This is a genomic window from Sphingomonas sp. AP28 (assembly GCF_056680455.1).
This window is the reverse complement of the sequence record NZ_CM155283.1, coordinates 2105451-2128588: the sequence shown is the minus strand read 5'-3', so window position 1 is coordinate 2128588 and position 23138 is coordinate 2105451. Positions and strand designations below refer to the sequence as shown.

The 23138-nt window shown below is 65.6% G+C and carries 26 protein-coding genes; 10 read left to right on the top strand and 16 right to left on the bottom strand.

The genetic code is table 11. From position 1 onward, the window contains the following. Positions 1-54: 54 nt before the first annotated feature. The 4 genes from lptB to AC1MH0_RS09640 form a co-directional block, all read right to left on the bottom strand. On the bottom strand, positions 55-837 hold the full coding sequence (gene lptB, locus AC1MH0_RS09655; RefSeq protein WP_480962605.1) for an LPS export ABC transporter ATP-binding protein: 783 nt from the start codon (positions 835-837) through the stop codon (positions 55-57). 111 nt (positions 838-948) lie between these two features. Then, a complete protein-coding gene (locus AC1MH0_RS09650; RefSeq protein ID WP_480962604.1) occupies positions 949-1497 on the bottom strand; it encodes an LptA/OstA family protein in 549 nt (182 codons plus the stop codon). Between the two features lie 5 nt (positions 1498-1502). Next, positions 1503-2159: an LPS export ABC transporter periplasmic protein LptC gene (lptC, locus tag AC1MH0_RS09645; RefSeq protein WP_480962603.1), complete on the bottom strand. Its 657-nt coding sequence runs from the start codon at positions 2157-2159 to the stop codon at positions 1503-1505. Further along, the gene (locus AC1MH0_RS09640) at positions 2156-2776 is read right to left on the bottom strand and encodes a ribonuclease D (protein WP_056063589.1); all 621 of its coding nucleotides are present in this window, start codon (positions 2774-2776) and stop codon (positions 2156-2158) included. The genes lptC and AC1MH0_RS09640 overlap by 4 nt, the downstream gene beginning before the upstream one ends. A 302-nt stretch (positions 2777-3078) precedes the next feature. Here AC1MH0_RS09640 and AC1MH0_RS09635 point away from each other — a divergent pair, with 302 nt between their 5' ends. Beyond that, positions 3079-3948: a cold-shock protein gene (locus AC1MH0_RS09635; protein WP_056490084.1), complete on the top strand. Its 870-nt coding sequence runs from the start codon at positions 3079-3081 to the stop codon at positions 3946-3948. Between the two features lie 31 nt (positions 3949-3979). Beyond that, positions 3980-4813, top strand: a complete 834-nt coding sequence (locus tag AC1MH0_RS09630; RefSeq protein WP_480962602.1) for a glutaminyl-peptide cyclotransferase — start codon at positions 3980-3982, stop codon at positions 4811-4813. 219 nt (positions 4814-5032) lie between these two features. On the opposite strand, the gene AC1MH0_RS09625 is transcribed toward AC1MH0_RS09630, so the two are convergent. The 5 genes from AC1MH0_RS09625 to AC1MH0_RS09605 form a co-directional block, all read right to left on the bottom strand. Next, complete coding sequence (locus AC1MH0_RS09625; protein ID WP_480962601.1) at positions 5033-5806, bottom strand: AcvB/VirJ family lysyl-phosphatidylglycerol hydrolase; 774 nt, start codon at positions 5804-5806, stop codon at positions 5033-5035. A gap of 71 nt (positions 5807-5877) precedes the next feature. After that, positions 5878-7470: a cisplatin damage response ATP-dependent DNA ligase gene (locus tag AC1MH0_RS09620; RefSeq protein ID WP_480962600.1), complete on the bottom strand. Its 1593-nt coding sequence runs from the start codon at positions 7468-7470 to the stop codon at positions 5878-5880. A 274-nt stretch (positions 7471-7744) separates the two neighbouring features. Further along, positions 7745-8242 (bottom strand): Dps family protein, encoded by a 498-nt coding sequence (locus AC1MH0_RS09615; RefSeq protein ID WP_480962599.1) that lies wholly within the window; start codon positions 8240-8242, stop codon positions 7745-7747. A gap of 61 nt (positions 8243-8303) precedes the next feature. Continuing rightward, positions 8304-8870 (bottom strand): TMEM165/GDT1 family protein, encoded by a 567-nt coding sequence (locus AC1MH0_RS09610; RefSeq protein ID WP_480962598.1) that lies wholly within the window; start codon positions 8868-8870, stop codon positions 8304-8306. A gap of 3 nt (positions 8871-8873) precedes the next feature. Further along, positions 8874-9206 (bottom strand): hypothetical protein, encoded by a 333-nt coding sequence (locus tag AC1MH0_RS09605; RefSeq protein ID WP_235524686.1) that lies wholly within the window; start codon positions 9204-9206, stop codon positions 8874-8876. Positions 9207-9398: 192 nt separating this feature from the next. Here AC1MH0_RS09605 and rpmG point away from each other — a divergent pair, with 192 nt between their 5' ends. Next, positions 9399-9566, top strand: coding sequence for a 50S ribosomal protein L33 (gene rpmG / locus AC1MH0_RS09600; protein ID WP_055881863.1), 168 nt, complete (start codon positions 9399-9401; stop codon positions 9564-9566). A 100-nt stretch (positions 9567-9666) separates the two neighbouring features. Here rpmG and AC1MH0_RS09595 read toward each other — a convergent pair whose 3' ends face one another. After that, positions 9667-10029: a response regulator gene (locus AC1MH0_RS09595; RefSeq protein WP_480962597.1), complete on the bottom strand. Its 363-nt coding sequence runs from the start codon at positions 10027-10029 to the stop codon at positions 9667-9669. 36 nt (positions 10030-10065) lie between these two features. Here AC1MH0_RS09595 and AC1MH0_RS09590 point away from each other — a divergent pair, with 36 nt between their 5' ends. The 4 genes from AC1MH0_RS09590 to AC1MH0_RS09575 all read left to right on the top strand — a co-directional run bounded on the left by AC1MH0_RS09590 (position 10066) and on the right by AC1MH0_RS09575 (position 12963). Next, the gene (locus tag AC1MH0_RS09590; RefSeq protein ID WP_056054478.1) at positions 10066-10350 is read left to right on the top strand and encodes a DUF3572 domain-containing protein; all 285 of its coding nucleotides are present in this window, start codon (positions 10066-10068) and stop codon (positions 10348-10350) included. Further along, the gene (locus AC1MH0_RS09585; protein WP_480962596.1) at positions 10347-10973 is read left to right on the top strand and encodes an HAD family hydrolase; all 627 of its coding nucleotides are present in this window, start codon (positions 10347-10349) and stop codon (positions 10971-10973) included. The genes AC1MH0_RS09590 and AC1MH0_RS09585 overlap by 4 nt, the downstream gene beginning before the upstream one ends. A 206-nt stretch (positions 10974-11179) precedes the next feature. Next, positions 11180-11644, top strand: coding sequence for a RidA family protein (locus tag AC1MH0_RS09580; RefSeq protein WP_480962595.1), 465 nt, complete (start codon positions 11180-11182; stop codon positions 11642-11644). A 170-nt stretch (positions 11645-11814) separates the two neighbouring features. Continuing rightward, positions 11815-12963 (top strand): GNAT family N-acetyltransferase, encoded by a 1149-nt coding sequence (locus AC1MH0_RS09575; RefSeq protein ID WP_480962594.1) that lies wholly within the window; start codon positions 11815-11817, stop codon positions 12961-12963. Here AC1MH0_RS09575 and AC1MH0_RS09570 read toward each other — a convergent pair. Beyond that, a complete protein-coding gene (locus AC1MH0_RS09570; RefSeq protein WP_480962593.1) occupies positions 12923-14512 on the bottom strand; it encodes a hypothetical protein in 1590 nt (529 codons plus the stop codon). The genes AC1MH0_RS09575 and AC1MH0_RS09570 overlap by 41 nt on opposite strands. A 122-nt stretch (positions 14513-14634) precedes the next feature. Next, entirely contained in the window at positions 14635-15852 is a 1218-nt protein-coding gene (locus AC1MH0_RS09565; RefSeq protein WP_426279899.1) for an argininosuccinate synthase, read from the bottom strand. 67 nt (positions 15853-15919) lie between these two features. Between AC1MH0_RS09565 and AC1MH0_RS09560 the strand changes: the two genes are divergently transcribed. Beyond that, on the top strand, positions 15920-16390 hold the full coding sequence (locus AC1MH0_RS09560; protein ID WP_480962592.1) for an EF-hand domain-containing protein: 471 nt from the start codon (positions 15920-15922) through the stop codon (positions 16388-16390). A 226-nt stretch (positions 16391-16616) separates the two neighbouring features. On the opposite strand, the gene AC1MH0_RS09555 is transcribed toward AC1MH0_RS09560, so the two are convergent. The 3 genes from AC1MH0_RS09555 to AC1MH0_RS09545 are packed head-to-tail and all read right to left on the bottom strand — an operon-like array spanning position 16617 to position 19398. Next, the gene (locus AC1MH0_RS09555) at positions 16617-17843 is read right to left on the bottom strand and encodes a class I SAM-dependent methyltransferase (RefSeq protein WP_480962591.1); all 1227 of its coding nucleotides are present in this window, start codon (positions 17841-17843) and stop codon (positions 16617-16619) included. Between the two features lie 50 nt (positions 17844-17893). Next, positions 17894-18655, bottom strand: coding sequence for a molybdopterin-dependent oxidoreductase (locus AC1MH0_RS09550; RefSeq protein ID WP_480962590.1), 762 nt, complete (start codon positions 18653-18655; stop codon positions 17894-17896). Then, the gene (locus tag AC1MH0_RS09545) at positions 18652-19398 is read right to left on the bottom strand and encodes a cytochrome b/b6 domain-containing protein (RefSeq protein WP_480962589.1); all 747 of its coding nucleotides are present in this window, start codon (positions 19396-19398) and stop codon (positions 18652-18654) included. Before AC1MH0_RS09545 ends, AC1MH0_RS09550 begins: the two co-directional genes overlap by 4 nt. 51 nt (positions 19399-19449) lie before the next feature. On the opposite strand from AC1MH0_RS09545, the gene AC1MH0_RS09540 reads away from it, so the two are divergent. Both AC1MH0_RS09540 and AC1MH0_RS09535 read left to right on the top strand, forming a co-directional pair. Continuing rightward, positions 19450-20067 (top strand): flavin reductase family protein, encoded by a 618-nt coding sequence (locus AC1MH0_RS09540; protein WP_480962588.1) that lies wholly within the window; start codon positions 19450-19452, stop codon positions 20065-20067. A gap of 64 nt (positions 20068-20131) precedes the next feature. Next, complete coding sequence (locus AC1MH0_RS09535; RefSeq protein WP_192146883.1) at positions 20132-21292, top strand: MFS transporter; 1161 nt, start codon at positions 20132-20134, stop codon at positions 21290-21292. Between the two features lie 327 nt (positions 21293-21619). Here the strand turns inward: AC1MH0_RS09535 and AC1MH0_RS09530 are convergent, their stop codons facing one another. Continuing rightward, complete coding sequence (locus tag AC1MH0_RS09530) at positions 21620-22951, bottom strand: MFS transporter (RefSeq protein WP_480962587.1); 1332 nt, start codon at positions 22949-22951, stop codon at positions 21620-21622. Positions 22952-23138: the final 187 nt, after the last annotated feature.

The window sequence follows — 23138 nt, the reverse complement described above, 5'->3', positions numbered from 1 at the left end:
GGCAGCCCTTCGACTTCGCTCAGGGCGAACGGAGAAAGGGGCGTATCCATCGGCTTAAAGCGAGAAGCCTTCGCCGAGGTACAGGCGCCGGACGTTCGCATCCGCGACCAGTTCCTCGGGCGAGCCGGAGAACAGCACCCGGCCGTCATAGATGATGTACGCGCGATCGACGATCTCCAGCGTCTCGCGGACGTTGTGGTCGGTGATCAGCACGCCGATATCGCGGCGCTTGAGGTCCTTCACCAGATCGCGGATGTCGGCGATCGAGATCGGGTCGATCCCCGCGAACGGTTCGTCGAGCAGCATGATCGACGGATCCGCCGCGAGCGCCCGGGCGATTTCCGCACGCCGCCGCTCGCCGCCCGAGAGCGCCATCGCCGGCGCGGCACGGAGACGTGTCAGGCCGAACTCTTCCAACAGGGTATCGAGCTTCCGCTGGCGCGCCGCCTTGTCCGGCTCGGACAGTTCGAGCACGGTCAGGATGTTCTTCTCGATCGTCAGCCCGCGGAAGATCGACGTCTCCTGCGGCAGATAGCCGAGGCCGAGGATCGCGCGCCGGTACATCGGCAGCCTCGTGATGTCCTCGCCGTCGAGCATGATGCGGCCCGAATCGGGCTTCACCAGACCCATCACCGAATAGAAACACGTCGTCTTGCCCGCGCCGTTGGGCCCGAGCAGCCCGACGACCTCGCCACGCCCGACCGACACCGACACGTCGGTCAGCACGACGCGCTTGTCATAGGACTTGGCGATCGAGACGACCTGCAGCCCGTTGTTCACCGGCGGCTCGGAGATCGGCTCCACCTTCTCGATCGGGGGCAGCGTGGTGGCGTCCATGGGATCAGGCCTCGCAAAGAAAGATTGCCGAACGCTTTACGCAGTCGCGGGCTGGCAGGAAACATGCATGAGCGTGGTCGCCGAGGGAAGCCCCCGCCGCACGCACAGGCGTCAGTTGCGCTTGGGGACCGAGAAGGTGCCGGTCACGCGACCGCCCGTCTGCGTGACGGTGCCACCGCTCGCTGCCGAAGCGCCCGCGCTGCCGCCCGCGACCGACGAGCCGTCGATGACCGAACGCCCGGTGTCGAGGTTCATCGTCAGGCGACCGCCGTTCACGGTGTTGCCCGCCTGCGTCAGCGTGACCGCACCAAGCATCGTGATGACTCGTCGATTGAGATCGTAGATCGCGTACTGGCTGCGTGCGGTCTGGTCCGGACGCTTGACGATCACGCCGCCCGACGCGTCGAGCCGCGAGACCTGCGGGTTACCGCCGATCACCTGGCCGGTATACGCCACCGTCATCCGCGCCGAGTTCAGCGTCATCTCGGCCTGCTTGACCGCGACGTTGCCCGACAGGATGGCGCGGTTCGCTTTGTCCTGGAGCTCGATATGATCCGCGCCGAAATCGATCGGAGCGTTGGAATTGTGCGACTGCTGCGCGACCGCGGTCGTGGAGAGCAGGATGGCAGACAAGGCTGCAAATAAGTGAGGGGCGCGCATGACGGTTATTTCGGCCCTCTGGGGATGATCCGCAAGCGCGCATTGCCATCGAGCGTCACGGTCCGCTCTTCCAGGTTCGCACGCAGCTTGTTCGCGCTGAACGTCCCCTGCTGGACGGTGCCGGTCGCCGCCCCGCCGCTTTCGAGCGTGCGCGCCTTCATGTCGATCGTCGCGTTGGTGGTCTTCAGGTCGTAGCCACCTGCTGCGGTGGCGTTCAGCGGACCGAACAACTGCACCTTCTCGGTGTCCATGTCGTAGCGACCGGTGTTCGCCTTGATATTGGCGGGGCCGTCGGTCAGCTGGATCTGCGCGGCGAGCTGATTGAGCTGGACGATCGGCTCGGCCGAGCTTTTCTGGATCGCCGAGGCGGCGTCGAGCGTGAACGCCTGGCCCTTCGTATCCTCGCCGCGATAGCGCGCCGCCTGCGTCTTCATCCGCTCCTGCGCGACGTCGACCTTGTTCTTGTCGAGCAGGAACGACACGTCGCCACCCGCGGTCAGTGGCGCCATCACCAGGAACGCCGCCAGCACGCCGATCGCGGTCGGCAGGCCGACGCGCGCGATAGCCACGAACCGATCGTGGCTGCCACCGGGCGCGGCCCAGTCCTGGCGCGCGCTACGGACGCGACGGGCGACGGGGGAGGGCGGCGGAACTTCGATCATGCGTGCGCGAAAATGTCGATTTCGGGCCAGCCGGCGATGTCGAGCGCGGCACGAGTCGGCAGGAAGTCGAAGCAGGCCTGGGCGAGCTCCATCCGGCCTTCGCGAATCAGCCGCTTGTCGAGCTCGGTGCGCAGCCGGTGGAGAAAGCGCACGTCCGACGCCGCGTAATCCTTCTGCGCCTCGGACAGTTCGGGGCTGCCCCAGTCCGACGACTGCTGCTGCTTGGAGATATCCTGGCCGAGCAGTTCACGGACGATTTCCTTGAGGCCGTGACGATCAGTGTAGGTCCGCACCAGCCGCGAGGCGATCTTGGTGCAGTATACCGGTGCCGCGACGACGCCGAGATAATATTGGACCGCGGCGATATCGAACCGGCCGAAATGATAGAGCTTCACCCGCGCCGGATCGGCCAGCAGCGCCTTCAGGTTTGGTGCATCGTAGCCGGCACCCGCGGCGAATCGGACGAGGTGCTCGTCGGGGCCGCCATCGGAAAGCTGGACCAGGCACAACCGGTCGCGAGGCGTGATCAGCCCCATCGTCTCGGTATCGACGGCGATCGCGGCGCCGGCCGCGAACAGGTCGGCGGGAATGTCGCCTTCGTGGAGATGAACTGTCATGCGCCGGCCGTAGCCGCCCGAAGCTGAACGCTCAATGCCTCTATCTGCGTCACCGATCCAAATCAGGCGACAAGATGGCTTTGCGCATGACGATGCGACGAGTCGTGGCTGGCGAGCGACACTTGCGCCAGTATCGATCCAAATCGCGCGGCCCGGGATCAGAATCTATTCGCGACGGCTTGTATTTTGCGCTAAGGGTCCCCTCAAGGCGCAAAAGGTTTCGCGCTGGAAAACCTGCGTTCGTCGTCCGGCACAAGGGTTTTGAGAAATTTGCGGGCGAACCGGGAAGACGAACAGAGCTTATGGGTTTCGATAAAGGTGGCCGCGGGAACCGTGGCGGGCGTGGCCGCGACAAGCGCGACAGCTTCGGCGGCGGCGACAACGAGTTCGGCGGCGGCAGCAGCTTTGGCGGTGGCGGCGATCGGTTCGGCGGCGGCGGCGGTAGCAGCTATGGCGGCGGCGGTGGCTCGAGCTACGGTGGCGGCGGTGGCAGCAGCTACGGCGGCGGCAGCAGCTTCGGTGGCGGCAGCGGCGGCGGCGGCGGTGGTTACCGCGGCGGCGGCGGTGGCGGCGGCTTCTCGGGCGGTGGCGGCGGCGGCGGTGGTCGCGGCATGCCTCCCCAGGTGGTCGGCGAAGGCACGGGCGTCGTAAAGTTCTTCAACGCGCAGAAGGGCTTCGGCTTCGTCGTTCGCGATGACGGCGGCGAGGACGTTTTCGTCCACATCAGCGCCGTCGAGCAGGCCGGCATGGTCGCTCTCGCCGAGGGTCAGCCGCTCGGCTTCACGCTCGTCGACCGCGGTGGCCGTATCTCGGCAACCGACTTGAAGATCGACGGTGAGCCGATGGCCGTCACCGATCGCGGCCCGCCGCGTGACCGTGATGCCGGCCCGGGCGCGCCCCGTGGTGGCGATCGCGACCGTGACGGTGGTGCAGGTGGCGCCCAGCGTCAGCTCACCGGCGAGAAGGCGACCGGTACGGTCAAGTTCTTCAACGCGATGAAGGGCTTCGGCTTCATTCAGCGCGACGACGGACAGCCTGACGCATTCGTCCACATCTCGGCCGTCGAGCGCGCCGGCATGTCGACGCTGAACGAGGGCGACAAGCTCGAGTTCGAGCTTGAGGTTGATCGTCGCGGCAAGTACGCAGCGGTGAACCTGAGCGCAGGCGGTTGATAGCTGCCTGACTCAGAACGCTGATCGTACCGTGTTCGGTAGGATAATGATTGCGGCCGGTTTCGCTTTGGCGGGACCGGCCGTTCTCGTTTCATCGTCTTCGCTGTCGTCCGCGGCGCAGGCCGGGCAGGGTGCTGTCGCAGCTCCGCGCGAGCCGACCCGCGTGCCGGTGTTCTCGGCAACGATCGTCGCGCGCTACCCGCACGATCGCACGGCATTCACCGAAGGCCTGCTGTGGCACGACGGCGCGCTGTACGAGAGCACGGGGCAGGAGCGGCAATCCGACGTCCGCCGCGTCTCGCTCAAGGACGGCAAGATCCTCGCTAGGGCGCGAATCGACCCCGCGCAGTTCGGCGAAGGCCTCGCGCTGTGGAAGGACCAGCTCGTCAGCCTCACTTGGCACGACGGTATCGCGCACCGCTGGGACGTCCGCACGCTCAAGCCCAAGGGCCAAAACCGCTACACCGGCGAAGGCTGGGGGCTGACCAGCGACGGTGTCTCGCTGCTCCAGTCCGATGGCAGCCCCGACATCATCGTCCGCGATCCGCTCACTCTGGCCGAACGCAAGCGCGTGGCGGTGACGATCGACGGTCGCCCGTTGCGAGACATCAACGAGCTCGAATATGTCCATGGCGCGCTGCTCGCCAACGTATGGCACACCGGCTTCCTGGTTCGCATCGACCCTGCGACTGGCAAGGTCGATGCGGTGATCGACCTCCGCCCACTGGTGGCCGAGATCGCCCCGACCGACCCGGAGGCCGTGCTCAACGGCATTGCCTGGGATGCGAAAGTCGATCGGCTGTTCGTGACGGGCAAATACTGGCCGACGCTCTTCGAGATCAAGATCGCCGCCACGCCCCAATAGGCTCTGTGGAGTTGCGGTCCCCTGGTAGCGCACCCCTACTTGTTCTCCCGCGAAGGCGGGAGCCCAGACTGGACTCCCGCCTTCGCGGGAGAACATTGCGGGGTCGCCGACCGCCTCCTGAACGCTGTCTTCAGCCGCCGTCATCTGAACCCCGTCATCCTCGCAAAAGGAATCAGGCGCGCGCCTCTGGAGAGGATCGCTTCGTAGATGGCGAGTTCCTCAGAACCCCCGTCCAGCCCCCGGCGCCACTACGCGGATCGCGGCGAGCACATGCCCGAGCAACCCATCAGCATCGTGATGGATATTATGCCCCCCCGGCATCCCGACCTTTCGCGCGTTCGCAGTTGTCAGCAGCGGACACAGGCTGTCGGTCTCTTCCAGCCCGTAGATGCACGTCACCGGCGCCCAGGTCAGCCGGTTGCCGGTCGTCGCTCCCATGCTGTCGGGCGTCCCGTGATCGTAGAGCAGCCCCGAAGGGTCGGCGCGGTAGAACACCATGTCGCCGGGCAGGATCAAAACGATCGCCGCCACACGCGCACGCATGTCCTTCGGCAGGTTCACTAGCCCAGTCTGGACGATATCCGCGCCGTAGGACTGCCCCATCACCACGATCCGCTTCGCACCCGTCCGCGCCAGCGCCGTCCGCACGCCGTCCGCGATGATCGCATCGAGTTCCGTCCGCGTCCGATGATGTGCAAACAACGCCGGTGTTGTGATACCGACCACGGGGATGCCGTGCTCGGTCAACCCCCGCGAGGTCGACGCGCCGAGCAGGAACCGCAGCCCCATGTCGCCTGAAAAATTCACCACCGCGATCGGCGGCGGTCCCGACGCGCTGACGCCGATCGCCGGATACACGTGCACCGGATCGCGGTCGAAATAGCCCGCGAGGTAGACGAACAGCACGACGATCGCGGATATTACGCCAGTCACCCACGCGCCGCGCCGCCAGCGTCGTGCCGCTACCGTGCGGGGGTGTTTCGAACTTTTCACCGGACGATCCTTACGCGTATCAAGATCGGGCGCGATAGCCTGCACCGCCGCCCGCTTCGATGACGCGCGGATTACGTAATCATCCGCTTGAGCGTCTCGATCCGGTCCGCCTCCGCTGCGGGCTTGTCCGTCCTGATCCGCGCGATCCGCGGAAAGCGCATCGCCACGCCCGATTTGTGCCGCTTCGACTCGTGCAGCGAATCGAATGCGATCTCCAGTACCAGCGTCTTCTCGACTTCGCGCACGGGCCCGAACCTGTTCTGCGTATGGTTGCGCACGAAGCTGTCGAGCATTTTGAGCTCTTCGTCGGTAATCCCCGAATAGGCTTTCCCGACGGGGAGCAGTTCGCCCTCTTCGGTCCAGCAGCCGAAGGTATAGTCCGAATAATAGGACGATCGCCGGCCCGACCCGCGCTGCGCGTACATCATCACGCAGTCGGCGGTCAGCGGATCACGTTTCCACTTATACCAGAGCCCGGCGCGACGTCCGCCGACGTACGGCGAATCACGGCGCTTGAGCATCACGCCTTCGATCGCCGAATCGCGCGCGGTCGCGCGGATCGCCTCCAGCGCGGTGAAGTCGTCCGCGTCGATCACGACGCTCAGATCGAACCGCTCGGAGTCGAGTTGCGGCACGAACGCCTCCAACCGCTTCCGCCGCTCGGTCCAGGGTAGCGGACGCAGATCCTTCTCGCCATCGATCAGCAGATCATACAGCCGCACGAACGCAGGATAGTCCGCCAGCATCTTCGCCGACACGGTCTTGCGCCCAAGCCTCTGCTGCAACGCGTTGAAGCTCGCCGCCCCGCCGCCATCCTCCAGCGTCCCGCCCTGATGTTCGCCCTTCACCAGCAGTTCGCCGTCGACCGTTCCCGGCGTCCGGAACGCGACGGCAATCTCCGGGAAGCTGCCCGTCACGTCGTCGCCAGTGCGGCTGTAGAGGCGCGTCTCACCCCCGACATGGACGATCTGGACGCGGATGCCGTCCCATTTCCACTCCGCGGCATAGTCGACGAGGTCGACGCGAAGGTCTTCGAGCCCGTGCGCCAGCATGAACGGCCGGAACACGGGCACGTCGGCGGGAGTAGGCTGCGCGCCCGTGCCCTCCGCCCAGGCGAACAAGCTCGGATACGGCGCGTCTAGGCCGTGCCACACCTCCTCGACCGCATCGACATCGAGCCCGAACGCATCCGCCAGCGCAGTCTTCGCCAACCGCGCCGACACGCCGATCCGCAACGCGCCCGTCGCCATCTTGAGCAACGCGAACCGCTCCTCCGCATCCGACCGGTCGAGCATGTCCGCCAGCGCACCGGGCGCATCGGCACGCGACAACGCCGCCAGCCGCTCGACGACATCGGTGATCGACAACGGCGTCGGATCCACCGGCACCGTCGGCTCAGGCCAGAGCAGCGCCACCGTCTCAGCAGTATCGCCGACATAATCGCGACTCATCCGGAACAGCACCGGATCGACGCGCTCCTCGATCAGCCCACGGATCACCGCAGACTTCACGCCCTTGAGGTCGAGGTCGCCGGTCAGCGCCGCCATCGCCCAGCCGCGGTCCGGGTCAGGCGTCGCGCGCAGATAATCCGCGATCAGCTTCAACTTCGCGTTGCGCGACCGCGTGTAGGTGAGTGAATCGAGCAAGGCGGCGAAAGCATGCATCGTCGTTCAACGCGCCTGCCGCCCGAAGGGATGCACATGCGAAACGACTGCCGTCGGGTGGTCCCGACGACGATCGTCTTCGCGCGTTGAGGCTTACCGGTTAGCCGACCGTCGTCGGCGGGGGCTGGCCTCACGATCCTCCCCCGCCAGGGGGAGGTGGCTGGCCCTTGCCAGACGGAGGGGGAGGTAAGGGAAACCTCTGTTCCGTATCCTCCCCCTCCGTCGTTTCGCGCCACCTCCCCCTTGCGGGGGAGGATCGTGAAGTCCGCGCGACTCAACCCTTGCGGCTGGCTTCGAACAGGAACCACGCGCGCTCCTCGGCATGGTCGGTCCACTCGTCGACGATGCCACTCGTTGCGTTGTCCTTCGCCGCGTCGGCGGCGTCCTTGACGATGCGGAACTGCTCGACGAGCTTCAGATTGTCCTCGCGCAGTTCGGCGAGCATCTCGGTCGGGCCGACGAACGCCATGTCGTTGTCGGCGATCGTCTGGTGCCGCGAGATATCCCCGATCGAGCGCAGCGTGGTGTTGCCGGTCTTTCGCACGCGCTCGGCGATCGCGTCGGTCACGCCGATGATCTGCGCGGACTGGTCGTCGAGCAGCAGGTGGTAATCGCGGAAATGCGGCCCCGACATGTGCCAGTGGAAGTTCTTGGTCTTGAGATACAGCGCGTAGCAATCGGCGAGCGCGGCGTTCAGCGCATCGGCGACCGACTTGGTGCTGTTGCTCGGCAGGTCGGTCGGTGTCTCGAGGGCAGGGTTGATCTCGGCCATGTTTAGCTCCCGTTGGAAAGTCGTTGCGTGAACGATCCGAACGCAAACTTGCTCCCGGCCGTCAGACCAAACGTAGTGCGCCGAGCGCCAGGACGATACCGAAGATCAGGAACACGATGCCGATGGCGATGCGCAACGGCTTGAGCGGCAGTCTAAGCCACTCGGCCTCGCCCATCAGTGCAGCGGGGACGATCACTACCAGCGAGCCGATCGTCGCGCCGATCGCGGCGAGCGCAGGGACGGGCGTCCGTGCAGCAAGCGTCAGGACGATGAACTGAACGCCGTCGCCGAATGCCAGGATGAAAAGACCGAGCGTAGTAGTGGCGAGCGCGCCGATCTTCCAGCGATCCAGCCGCTCGGGTGCCTTGGCCGGGAAGAAAGACCCGCCGCCCTGCAACACCAACGCGAGTGCGAGCATCAGTTGCTGCGCATTGGGGGCAAGCTTCGGCCCGATCACGGCTCCAAGCATCGCCGCCAAGCCGCTCGCCGCCGCCAACGCGAGCGCCGACATCGCGATCACCAATCCCGGCCTTCGGTACCGGTCCGACAGGATCGCCGCGAGCCACGCGGTCCGATCGCCGACCTGCGCGAGTGCGGCCGCGACGAGCGCCGCCATCAAGGCGTCCATGAATTATCCCGCAAGGCGCACCGAACACGCCGCGGCGAACGCGTGGCACGCCTGGACGTCCTGCCGCTCGCACCCGACCGCATCGCGCAGGATCGACAGCCAACCATGCACCAGCGCGCCATGCTCGCCGCGTGACAGCGCCGAATCGACGAAGTGCGCGACCGTGACCGCGGGATTGAGGCCGTTGGTATGCGCGATCACGCGGATCGCATCGATCTCGGTGGCGATGTCGCAGGGGCGGGAATAGGGTGCTCGGACGTCAATCGCCGCGATTCGCGCCGCGAGATCGGCTTTCACCGCGATCATGTCGTCGATTCGAACCAGCGCCTGCCCCACGATCCCGCTCCTGTCTTTATCTGATGATATGATGCGCTTGCGGTAGTGAATAGCGGGTTAAATGAACGGTCTCGGCACGCAGCGACGGGGTAAAGCTTGACTTCGCTCCCTGCGTCCGCCATGCGCCGCCCCTGATGGAGCGGCGGCGTCAGTTCGCCGCTTTCGCATTTTCAAGCCATAGGAATTGGGCTCATGGCCAAGCCGACCACCGTAAAGATCAAGCTGCTCAGCACCGCTGACACCGGCTTCTTCTACGTCACAAAGAAGAATCCCCGTACCAAGACGGAGAAGCTCTCCTTCTCGAAGTACGATCCCGTCGTGCGCAAGCATGTCGAGTTCAAGGAAGCCAAGATCAAGTAATCCGGCCGGTGGTGCGAACCGCCGTCCGATTGCAAAGATCCGAAAAGCCGCGGATAGCGATATCCGCGGCTTTTGGCGTTTCTCCTCGTACCGGGGAGGATTAGATCAGCGCCCCCACCGCATCCATGAACCGCGCCAAGCTGATCGGCTTGGACACGTACGAGTCCGCCCCGGCCGCCCGGATCCGCTCCTCGTCCTCGCGTCCGGCATACGCGGTCACCGCCATCACCGGGATCGCGCGCAAGTCCTCGTCCGCCTTCAGTTCGAGGACGATCTCGTAGCCGGTGACGTGCGGCATCTGGATGTCCATGATGATCAGGTCGGGCACGAATTCCCGCGCTTTCGCAACGGCTTCGCGGCCGTCGCGCACGGGCTCTACGGCGAACTGATGCGCGCGCAGCAGGTCGCAGAATAATTTGAGGTTGAGTTCGTTGTCCTCGACAACGAGCACCTTCTTTGTCACCGCCGCACCTTATCCGGAAAGAGGGCACGATAGGCAATGCGCGACCGTGATTCAAACGAAGACGCCGAAGCGCTCGCCCTGCGCGCGCTGGTATGGACGCTGGTCGAGCCCGATCGCGCTATGCGATTGCTGTCGGTGACCGGCCTTGAGCCGCATGACCTCCGCGCTCGGGCGAGCGACCCGACGGTGCTGTCCGCGGCGCTCGGCTTCCTCGAAAACCACGAGCCGGACCTGATTGCCTGCGCCGAGTCGCTGGGTGTGAAGCCAGAGGCACTCGTCCGCGCACACGCCAAGCTGGACCAGGGAGAATTTGAAGCATGAGGCCGCTGCTAATCAGCGATTGCGACGAAGTGCTGCTGCACATGGTCAAGCATTTCGGCGTCTGGCTCGACAAGCGCCACGACATCGACTTTGCGATCCAGCACGGTGATTTCTCGACCGCGATGACGCGTCGCGATGGCGGCCCGCCGCCGTCGCGCGAGGACATGTGGGCGATGCTGGGCGAATTCTTCCCCGGCGAAATGCACCGCCAGACGCTGGTCCCGCACGCGGTCGAGGCGCTGGAGCGGCTCGCACAGGTGGCGGACATCGTCATCCTCACGAACCTCCAGGACGAATGCCGCCAGCCGCGGATCGAGCAACTGGCGAAGTTCGGCATCGAACACCGGGTCGAGTGCAATCAGGGCGGCAAGGGTACGCCGGTGTCGCGACTGGTCGAGGAATATGGTGCGCCGGTGACGGTGTTCGTGGATGACCTCGCGGTGCATCACGAGTCGGTCGCCAAGCACGCACCGGGGGTACACCGGTTGCACATGGTGTCCGAGCCTACGCTGGCGGTGAACGTGCCGAAGGCGCCCGAGGCTCACGCGCGGATCGACAATTGGCGCGAGGCGGCCGACTGGATCGCCGCGCGGTTCGAAGCGGGTTTGCCGGCCGACGCCTGAGCCGCCCACGTCACCGCGAACACAACGGTCCCCCTTTCCCTGGAAGGGAGGGGCTGGGGGTGGGTAGGCCAGCTTTGGTCGCAACCGTTCCTCGCAATGCGGAAGCCGACCCACCCCCGTCCCCTCCCTTCCAGCGAGGGGAGCAGAAGGGCCGGGATTCTCCCCCCACTTGACCCATCCCCCACCGCTGTGGTGATACCTCACCCATGACCGATCGTATCGACCGCAAGCTCGAAGAGCTGGGCCTCACCCTCCCGCAGGCTGCCGCACCCGTGGCGTCCTACGTCCCGACCGTGCTGGCGAACGGCATGCTCCACATCTCGGGCCAACTGCCGTTCAAGGACGGCGCCCTGGTCACCGGCCGCGTCGGAGACGGCGTCTCGCTCGAAGACGCGCAGGAGGCCGCCAAGCTCTGCGCGCTCATGCTCGTCGCGCAGATGAAGGCCGCACTTGGCACGCTCGGTCGCGTCGAGCGGATCGTGAAGCTCGGCGTATTCGTCAACTCGACCGGCGATGTCACCGATCAGGCGAAGGTCGCTAACGGCGCATCGGACTTGATGGTTGCGCTGTTCGGCGATGCCGGCAAGCACGCGCGTGCGGCGGTCGGCGTTCCCGTCCTCCCGCTCGGCGCTGCCGTCGAGATCGACGCGATCGTTCAGGTTTCCGCCTGACGGACTTGTTCTCCCGCGAAAGCGGGAGCCCAGGGTTATAGAGCGCAGTCCATGTAGTCCTGGGCTCCCGCCTTCGCGGGAGAACAGCCTCGAGGATGGGCGGCTGTCTTTTCCCAAGATTAGCTGATGCGGCCTTTGCTATCGGCACGCGGCTACCCCAAATATTGCCGATGAACGCCGTCACAGCCCGCATCGCCCAAGGCGTTACCTCGATCGCGGCCGAGGATTGGGAGGCGTGCTCCGGCACCGCCAACCCGTTCGTCGGCCACGCTTTCCTCTCCGCGCTCGAAGCCTCGAAAAGCGTCGGCGGCCGCTCCGGCTGGCAGGCATTGCCGGTGGTGGTCGACGGCCCCGACGGCAAGCCAGCGGGAATCGCACCCGCCTACGCCAAGAGCCACAGCCAGGGCGAATACGTGTTCGACCAGGGCTGGGCCGACGCCTGGGAGCGGGCAGGGGGGCAATATTACCCCAAGCTCCAGATCGCCGCGCCGTTCAGCCCGGTGCCGGGCCCCCGCCTGCTCCTCCGCGACCGCGACCAAGCCCCCGCGCTGATTGCCGCGCTGGAGGCCGTGACCGACCAGAGCGGGCTATCGTCCGCCCACGCCACCTTCATCGACCCCGACGAAGTGGCGCTCTTTGAGGCCGCCGGCTGGCTGATCCGCCAAGGCACGCAGTTCCACTGGAAGAACGACGGGTACGCCAGCTTCGACGACTTCCTCGCCGTGCTCGCCAGTCGCAAGCGCAAGGCGATCCGCAAGGAACGTGCCGCCGCCGTCGAAGGGCTGACGATCCGCCACCTTATCGGCGCCGAAATCACGCCCGATCATTGGGACGCGTTCTGGGTGTTCTACCAGGACACCGGCAGCCGCAAATGGGGCCAGCCGTACCTCACGCGCGGCTTCTTCGACCGGATCGGCGTGACGATGGGCGACCGCGTGCTGCTCATCCTCGCCGAGCGCGACGGCGTACCGATCGCGGGCGCGCTCAACCTGATCGGCGACGACACGCTCTACGGCCGATACTGGGGCGCGACGGAGGAGGTGCCGTTCCTCCATTTCGAACTCTGCTATTACCAGGCGATCGACGCCGCCATCGCGCGGGGCTTGAAGACGGTCGAGGCCGGCGCACAGGGCGAACACAAGCTCGCGCGCGGCTATGCCCCGGTCGCGACCTATTCCGCGCACTACATCCCCGACCCGAACTTCCGCCGCGCGATCGCCGACTATCTCGTCCGCGAGCGCGAAGCCGTCGCCGAGCAGCAGGAGTATCTCGGCGAGCTCACTCCGTTCCGGCGGGGCGAGCAGCAGCAGCCCGGTTGACGCGGTACAACAGGCTGGTGCCGTCACGCCGGATCAGCGTCAGGTCGCGGACCAGCCTGGAATCGAACTTCGGCGGGTGGATCAGCCACACGTAATCGAACGCATCGCGCGGGAATTTCTGCAGCGCCACTCCGATCGGCCGCCAGAACTGGCCCCGGCACTTGATGTCGCTGACGATCTCCGACGGATCGTGCGCAAAGCCTTTCGCCGCCGGATAGTGCGTCGTCATCAACTGCGCGCCGGCCATCGACCATTGGTCGTTGGTGAACGCCAGCCGCCGCTCCAGCAGCAGCGCGGGGACATGCTCGAGCCGCGAATAGGCCCAGTCGTCCCGACAGCGCCGCCCGACGAACGACACGACGCGCGACCGCTCGGGCACCGTATCGATCGCCGCGATCGCCTGGTCGTAGCTGCGATCGTACATAAGGTAGCTGACCGTCGTCCCCGCCAGCCGCACGCCGAAGAATGCAAACCCCAGCACCGCGAGCACGGCGGCGCCGCGTAGCGACAGCCCGTGTCGCGGCCGCAGCGCGATCACCGCGATCCCGAGCATGAACGGCGCTAGCCGCATGTCCGCATAGGCCGACCCGAAGACGATCCGCGGCAACAGTACGTAGACGATCGCGAGGAACAGCGCTGACAGGCTCAGGTTGCGCGAATACTCAATCGTCTGGTCGCGCACGCCGCGGAACAGGATCACGAACAGCACGGTGACCGACGCGATGTCGAACGTCATCCACCGATCGCGCAGGACCATCGTGATCCAGTTCATCTTCCAGCGCCAATTGAACCAGTCCTGCGTCTTGCCGCCGACATGATCACCCGAGCGCCAGACGATCATCATCACCATCGGCAACGCCAGCGGCAGGCAGTTCAGCCCCGCCTGGATGCACGCCTTGAACCAGCCATGCGCCCAGCTCTTGGGATCGCTGTCGCGGCGGATATCGTGCTGGCGGATCAGCTCGGCGGAGAAGGCGAGCACGCCCAGCACACCCCAGCCGAACGTATGGCACAGCCACAACAGGCACGAGACGGGCACGAAGATGATGGTCCGCAGCTGCCGCCGGTCGAGCCGCCCCATCCGCAGCCACAGTGCGAATAGGTTGAGCGCGAGCGCCATGCCGAGCGCGAAATTCACGAATCCGAACTGGAACGGATAGCTGTAGGCGAGCGGGAGCGCGAACAGCGCGGTCGCGGGGATTCGCCCATGCACCTCGCGCGCGATCCAGAGCAGGCCCGTCACGGTCAGCGCCGGGATCGCCATGACGATTAGCTTGACCGCCAGCTGCAACCCGAAGATCGGCGCGAGCGGCACGATCAGCAGGTCGATGCCGAGGTTGCCGATCATCTGCCAGCGGAAGTTATACCACTGATTCAACCAGGGATTGTCGGCGATCGCCAGCTGGACGCGGTACCGGCCCATATGCCCGGGCAGGTCGACCAGCGGCGGTATTTCCGGCCACAGCAACGGTATGATCGATGCGATCGCAACCGCGGCAACGAATGCGCGCGTCTGCCACCAATGCAGCTTTTCCCCCTGAGTAATCATATCGTCGAACCCTAGGGGCGGGTGGGCGCACTAGACAAGTGCGCGCACGACGAGTTGACGATCTTCCCCGCAAACTTCGACATTAGACTGAGGTCCGACGGGGAACGGGTTACTGGTCGCCCCTACTGATCACGCCGTCCGAGCAGGCGCAAGCGCAGTGCGTTCAGCTTGATGAACCCGGCCGCGTCGCGCTGGTCGTAGGCGCCCTGATCGTCCTCGAACGTCACGACCTTCTCCGAATACAGCGAGTTCGGCGATTTCCGGCCGACCACGTACACGCCGCCCTTGTAGAGCTTCAGGCGAACGGTGCCCGAGACCTTCTCCTGGCTGTGATCGATCGCCGCCTGCAGCATCTCGCGCTCGGGGCTGAACCAGAAGCCGTTGTAGATCAGCTCGGCATAACGTGGTGCCAGCTCGTCCTTCAGGTGCGCGGCGCCGCGATCGAGCGTCAGCTGCTCGATACCGCGATGCGCGAGGTGATAGATCGTGCCACCCGGCGTCTCGTACATGCCGCGGCTCTTCATGCCGACGAAGCGGTTCTCGACGAGGTCGAGCCGGCCGATGCCGTGGCGGCGGCCGTATTCGTTGAGCGTCGACAGCAGGGTGGCCGGGCTCATGCCCTCGCCGTTGATCGCGACGCCGTCGCCGCGCTCGAAATCGATCGTGATGTACTCGGGCACGTCGGGCGCGTCCTCGGGGTTCACGGTGCGCGAGTAGACGTAGTCGGGAACCTCGTCCCACGGGTTCTCGAGCACGAGGCCTTCGCTCGACGTGTGCAGCATGTTCGCGTCGGTCGAGAACGGCGCCTGGCCGCGCTTGTCCTTGCTGACCGGGATCTGGTGCTGTTCGGCGAACTCGATCAGGCGCGTGCGGCTGGTGAGGTCCCACTCACGCCACGGCGCGATGACCTTGATGTCGGGCGACAGCGCGTAATAGCCGAGCTCGAAGCGGACCTGGTCGTTGCCCTTGCCGGTCGCACCGTGGCTGACCGCATCGGCACCGACCATCTTGGCGATCTCGATCTGGCGCTTGGCGATCAGCGGCCGCGCGATCGACGTGCCGAGCAGGTACAGCCCCTCGTACAACGCGTTCGACCGCATCATCGGGAACACGTAGTCGCGCACGAACTCCTCGCGCAGGTCGTCGACGAAGATGTGCTCGGGCTTGACGCCCATCATCTCGGCCTTCGCGCGCGCCGGCTCGAGCTCCTCGCCCTGGCCGAGATCGGCAGTGAAGGTCACGACTTCGCAGTTATACGTCTGCTGGAGCCATTTCAGGATCACGCTCGTGTCCAGGCCACCGGAATAGGCGAGCACGACGCGGTTGATCTGATCGGTCACGGGCAGGATCCTTTGGGCAATATCCAATGCCCGCGCCCCTATGCGCTGGGGGCCCCTCTTGCAACCTGTGCATGCAACCGCACGCGTTAATGGCGCGTACAACCGAACCGGTCTATTCGCGCCGCAAATCCTCTGGAGTTACCGCATCGTGCTACGCCAAAGCCTCACCCTTCTCGTCCTCGCCGGCCTTGCAGGCCCGGCGCTCGCGCAGGAAACGCGCGCGTCCGCCTCGGCCAAGTTCAAGACCGAGTTCGCCGCTTCGGATACCAACAAGGACGGCGTTCTCACCCGCGCGGAAGTGCAGGCACGGATCGGCAACATGAAGGTTGGGCCGGGCCGCCCGGATCCGGTGCACGCCAAGCGCCTCGCTGATCTCTGGTTCACCAGCGCGGACAAGAACAAGGACGGCAAGGTCACGCAGGCCGAAGCGCAGGCGTTGCTCGCGGCGACCTTCGCGAAATACGACGCGAACAAGGACGGCAAGATCGGCGGCGACGAGCGCGCCGCGGCGAAGGCCGACGTCCAGGGCCCGCGCTGAGTCCGCTTGCCTAACACTTTGTTCTCCCGCGGACGCGGGAGCCCAGCTAAGTACCGTATCCCTGCTTGGTCCTGGGCCCCCGCCTGCGCGGGGGACAAGTGGTTGGTGGAACCCAGAGTTTCTCGTCATGCCGGGCTTGTTCCGGCATCCACCGTTCCGCAGCCTCAGCAAGCATAGATGACGCGGAACCGTGGACCCCGGAACAAGTCCGGGGTGACGGAGTAGGTTACCCCTCCCGTAAAGCCCGCTCGCCCTCGATCATGTAATCGCGCGTCAGCGGCAAGGTCATCCTGCTCTTAGACAGCTGGATCTGGTAGTTGACCATTCCCCCGGTCCGGAACGCCGCCGCGGCGCCCGCCAGATAGAACGTCCACATCCGGTAGAACCGCTCGTCGTACAACGCGACGATCGCGTCCTTCGCGGCCACCGTCCGATCATACCAGAGGTCGATCGTCAGCGCGTAATGCACGCGCAACACCTCGATATCGGTCGGGAACATCCGCAGCCCCTCATACCCCTTCACGATCTCCGACAGCGCTGGGTTGTACCCGCCCGGGAAAATGTACTTGGTCGTGAAGGTGTCGGTGACGCCCGGCCCGCCCATCCGGCCGATCGTGTGAAGCAGCATCACGCCGTCGTCGGTCAGCAGGTCGCGGCACTTGCGGAAGAACGCCTTGTAGTGCGCGGGGCCGACATGCTCGAACATCCCGACCGAGACGATCCGGTCGAAACTCCCCGTCAGCGCGCGATAGTCGATCAGTTCGAACGTCACCTTGTCGGCGACGCCCGCTTCCTCGGCGCGACGGCGGGCGACCTTCAACTGCTCCTCGCTCAGCGTCACGCCGAGCACTTCGGCACCTGTCTTCGCGTGCAGGTACAGCGCCATGCCGCCCCAGCCGCAGCCGATGTCGAGCACGCGCATCCCCGGCTGGATCGCAAGCTTGGCGGCAATATGCGCCTTCTTGTCGTTCTGCGCCTGCTCCAGGCTGTTGCCAGCGTCAGTGAAGTACGCGCACGAATATTGCCGGTCCGCATCGAGGAACAGGTCGTACAGCCGATCCGACAGATCATAGTGATGCGCGACGTTCTTCTTCGACCGGCGCGCCATGTTCACGCGGTCGACGCGGTGCACCACCTTGTCGAGCAGCTTGATCGGCAGCGACGGATTGAGACCACCGCCCCGCTCCCACGGGCTGTTGCCCTTGAGCAGGTTGACCAAGTCGCGAATGTCGCCGCGCTCGATCACCAGGCGCCCATCCATGAATGCCTCTGCCGCACCGAGCGCGGGGTGGCGGATGATCGCCCCCGCGACGCCGGGCTGCGTCAGCCGTATCCTGACCGGGTTATAGGCGGGGTCGGGCTTGCCGAAATGCTTGGTCGTGCCGTCCGCATGGATGAGTGTGAGTTCGCCGGTTTTAACCTGCCGCGCCAGGAAACGATCGAATAGGGCCATGCGGGGTTAGCTAATGACTGGTACGGAATTGCGCCACCCCTCCGTGCGGCTCAGATCCCCGCGTACCAGTCATAATCCACGTTATCTTCCCAATAGCCGCCCTTGCCCTTGCCGATCCCCGCAAGGCTGTCGACCGCGTCGATCGCCATGACGTATTTGGCGTGCTTGTAGCCGAGCTGCCGCTCGACGCGGAGCCGGACGGGCGCACCGTGCGCGACGTCGAGCACCTGATCGTTGAGCGCCCAGGCCAGGATCGTCTGCGGGTGGAACGCGTCGACCAGATCGACCGACTCGTAATAGTTCGCGCCGCCATACAGATCGGCGCAGGTGAACACGATATAGCGCGCGGTGTCGCGGATCTTCGCGGCGGTCAGCAGCGCGCCGAGCTTCGGCCCCTGCCATTTGCCGATCGCGCTCCACCCCTCGACACAGTCGTGCCGCGTGATCTGCGCCCGCGACGGCATCTGGCGGAGCTGCGGCAGCGAGACCGACAACGGGTTATCGACCAGCCCACCGACCTTCAGCCGGTAATCCGCGAAATTGTTGACGACCATCGCGGTATAGTCCGCGGTCCCCGGATTGCTCGTGCCGTTCGACCGGAAGATCGGCGACATCTGCGCAGCGCTGAACTCGGGTGCCAGCGCGTTGCGGTTGGTCAGCGCACGTTGCAGCCCGCGGTGCATGTCCTCGCCCATAAACAGGATCTTCCGCGCCTCTGGGTTCGCGGCGATCCTGTCGCACCCGGCCAGCAGCGCGCCTGCACCGATGGTCGCGCCCATGACGAGCGAGCGGCGGGTAATCAGCGAACTCATGCGACGTCCTCCGACGGGTGGGCGGGCACTTTCCAACGCCCGGTAATCATCGACCGCACTTCGTTCCACGTCCCCGCGAGGATCACCAGCGCCAGATGCGCGATGATGAACAGCACCAGCCCGGTGGCGGCGATGAAGTGGATCGACCGCGCCGACTGCCGCCCGCCGAACACCTCGAGCAGCCACGGCCAGGCCGCGTCCATCCCCGGCGACATCGTCAGACCGGTCAGGATCATCACCGGGATCAGCACGAAGATCGTCACGACATACGACAGCTTCTGGAGGATATTGTACGCGCCCGGCTTCCTGGGATCGTGGAAGCGGAAGGCAAGATGCTCCTTCACGTCGTGCACCACCTCGCGCGGCGAAAGCTCGGCGGCCCGCACGCGCAGATCGCGCTGGAAATGCTTGTTGATCAGGCTGACGATCATGAACCCGAGCAGCGCGAAGGCGAGCACCAGCGCAAACAGCAGATGCCAGCGCCGCGACAGCGCCAGGTTATAGCTCGTCGGGATCGTCAGCAGGTTGAGCAGCGACACCAGCCAGCTCGGCCACTGGTCGAGCGTCGTCCACGCGGTATCGAAATTCGCGCCGTACCGTCCCCAGTACAGCCGCGGATGCGCTTTCAGGATGCCGATGCCGCTGCCGATCATGATGAACATCGTCACCACCGTCACCCAGTGCCAGACGCGCGTCGCCAGCCGGTGGCGCTTGATGACAATCGGGGCAGTGGGATCGTTCATGCTCGACCTTCGCTATAGGCAGTCAGACCGTGACCTAGCAGGAATACATGTATGACCGAATGGCATTCTTACGAGCCCATAAACGGCCACCGCCTGCCGCACGATCCCCTCAACGCGATCGTCGCGCCGCGGCCGATCGGCTGGGTCAGCACGGTGTCGACCGACGGCGTGCCAAACCTCGCGCCCTATTCGTTCTTCAACCTGTTCAACTACACCCCGCCGATCATCGGCTTCTCGTCGATGGGCTGGAAGGACAGCGTCGCCAATATCGAGGCGACCGGCGAGTTCGTCTGGAACCTCGTTTCCCGCGACCTGGGCGAGGCGATGAACACGACGGCTGCGAACGTCGCCGCCGATGTCGACGAGTTCGCCCTCGCCGGACTGGAGATGGCCGCTTCGACGAAGGTCAAGCCGGCGCGGGTCGCCACATCGCGCGCGCAGTTCGAGTGCAGGCTCACGCAGCTGATCCGGCTTGAGACCAAGGAAGGCCGCGAGCTCGACCAGTGGCTGGTGCTCGGCGAGGCGATCGCGATCCATATCGACTCGGGGATGCTGGAGGACGGCGTCTACCAGACCGCCCGCGCGAACCCGATCCTGCGCGGCGGCGGCCCTGCGGATTACTTTGCGATCACGGAGGATTCCTTGTTCAAGATGCGCCGTCCGGGGTGATAAAGGGCCTATGTTGCGATGCAGCATTGTGCCGCCGCAGCGACCCTGAGAAAGCGATACCTCTATGAAACCTGTCGATACGCGCATGGCGCTGCTCGCGCTCGCCGTCGGCGGGTTTGCGATCGGCACCACCGAGTTCGCGGCAATGAGCCTGTTGCCGCAGTTCGCGCGCGGGCTCGGGATCGACGAGCCGACCGCGGGGCATGTCATCAGCGCCTATGCCCTGGGCGTGGTCGTGGGCGCGCCGACGATCGCAGTGCTGGCGGCGAAGATCGAGCGGCGAGTGCTGCTGATCGGGTTGATGACGTTTCTCGGAATCGCCAACGGCCTGTCCGCGCTCGCGCCGACCTATCACCTGATGCTGCTCGCCCGGTTCTTGAGTGGCCTGCCGCATGGCGCGTATTTCGGCGTTGGATCGCTGGTCGCGGCGTCGATGGTGCCGCGCGAGAAGCGGTCGCGCGCGGTTTCGCGGATGATGCTCGGGCTGACGATCGCGACGATCGCTGGCGTCCCGCTGGCGAATGGTATCGGCCAGTGGTTCGGTTGGCGCTGGGGCTTCGGGATCGTCGCGATCATCGCGGCCGCGACTGTGGCCATGCTCTTCCGGTTCGCGCCGGTCCTGCGGCCTGCGAAGGATGCGAGCCCGCTCGGGGAACTCGCGGCACTGCGTAACGGGCAGGTTTGGCTGACGCTGGCGATCGGTGCGGTCGGGTTCGGCGGAATCTTCTGCGTCTACACCTATCTCGCCTCGACGTTGACCGAAGTGACGGGCGTATCGTCCGCATTCACGCCCGTAGCGTTTGCGCTGTTCGGCGTCGGCATGACGATCGGGACTTTGGTCTGCGCGAAGGCGGCGGACGTGGCGTTGATGCCGGCGGCAGGGATCACGCTGCTGTTCGGGGCAGGGGCGCTCGCGCTCTACGCGCCGGCGACGCCCCATCTTTGGGCGATGCTGCCGGTCGTGGTGTTGATCGGGTGTGGCGGCGGGTTGTCGACGATCCTCCAGACGCGACTGATGGACGTCGCGGAGGAGGCGCAGACCTTGGCGGCGGCGCTCAACCATTCTGCGTTCAACACGGCCAATGCGCTTGGGCCCTGGCTTGGCGGGCTGGCGATTGCGGGCGGATATGGGTTGCCGTCGACCGGCTGGGTCGGGACCGCGCTGGCGCTTGGCGGGTTTGCGATCTGGGCCGTGTCCTGGGGGTTGGACCGCCGGCGGGTTTGAGTGATGACCCGCTAACCACTGTTCTCCCGCGAAGGCGGGAGTCCAGGGTTACCAGGGTTACAGGCAGAGGCGCTGGTGGCCTCTGGACCCCCGCCTTCGCGGGGGAACGGTTATGGTCGGGCGCCCGCGCCTTCCTAATCGCCGCCACCCCGGCGAAGGCCGGGGCCCAGTTGGGGAACGGTGCTAACTAAGGACAGCGCGTCGTTACGACGACCTTGCCAACTGGGCCCCGGCCTTCGCCGGGGTGGTGCTGGTGGGTGTCCCGTGGTTTCGTGAGGTGCGATCGTTCGTGAGGGGCTGTTCGGTAAGTCCGTCAGCCCCGGCCAATCACCGCGCGATGTCGCGCTTGGCCAGCTGCTTGTTCAGACCCAGTGCGATCAGCGTGAACACCGCGCCCGAGAACAGATACGCGCCACTCGCCGCCAGTCCCAGCTTGCTCGTCAGCAGCAGTGCCGCCAGCGGCGCGAACCCCGCACCGAACAGCCACGCCAGATCGGTCGTCAGCGCCGAACCCGTATAGCGATGCTGCGGCGACAGGCTCGACGCAATCGCGCCCGAGGACTGGCCGAACGACAGGCCGAACAGCAGGAAGCCGATGCCCATGAACAGGCGCTCGCCGATATCGCCGCCATCGAGCAGCGACGGCGCGGCGATCGCGAACAGCGCGATCAGTACCGCGATCGTGCCCAGCATCGTGCGGCGCCCGAACCGATCCGCGAGCAGCCCCGATACCAGCATCGCGCCGATCCCGATGATCGCGCCGATCACCTCGACCACGAGGAAGCGACCTGCCGATTCACGCGTGAACAGCACGACCCACGACAGCGGGAACACCGTGACCATGTGGAACAACGCGAAGCTCGCGAGCGGGACGAACGAGCCGAGCCAGATCGTCTTCCACTGCGACTGCACGGTCTCGACGACCGGCGCAGGCTCCAGCTCGCGCTTCGAGTACATTTCCTCGAACTCGGGCGTCACCACCAGGCGAAGCCGCGCGAACAGCGCCACCACGTTGATCGCGAACGCCACGAAGAACGGATAGCGCCAGCCCCACGCGAAGAAGTCCTCGGTCGGCAGCGCCGCGACGAAGAACGCGAACAGACCGCTCGCGACGAGCAAGCCGATCGGCGCTCCCAGCTGTGGCAGCATCGCGTACCAGCCGCGATGCTTTTCCGGCGAATTCAGCGACAGCAGCGAGGCGAGACCGTCCCATGCACCGCCGAGCGCGACACCCTGGCCGATACGAAGCAATGCGAGGATCGCGACCGACCAGTTGCCGACCGAATCATAGCTCGGGATGAACCCCATCGCGACGGTCGACGTACCGAGCAGGAAGATCGAGATCGTCAGCTTGACGCTGCGACCATAAGCGCGATCGACCGCGATGAAGATCACCGAGCCGATCGGGCGGGCAATGAACGCCAGCGCGAACACCGCGAACGAATACAGCGTGCCCTGCAAACGGTCGACGTACGGGAACACCAGCGTCGGGAACACCAGCACCGAGGCGATCGCGTACACGAAAAAGTCGAAGAATTCCGAGGTGCGGCCGATCACCACGCCGATCGCGATCACGCCGGGCGTGACGTGCTCGCCGTCGCTGTGGATACTGCGAGCGTCGGCTTCGAAGCTCGTCTCGGGGACTGTATTTGCACTCATTCTTCAACTCGCTCTTCAGGGCGCGAACCCGATGATACGCTGTTCCGGCGGATGCGGGCAGATATATTCCGCGCCGATCGTCCGCGCCCACTGCAGGCGGGGGTGATCTATGCTACTTCCGGTGACGATAAGGCCATGCCGATGTTGCAGTGCAGCGCCCATTGGACAAATTGTCCACTGTAGCGCG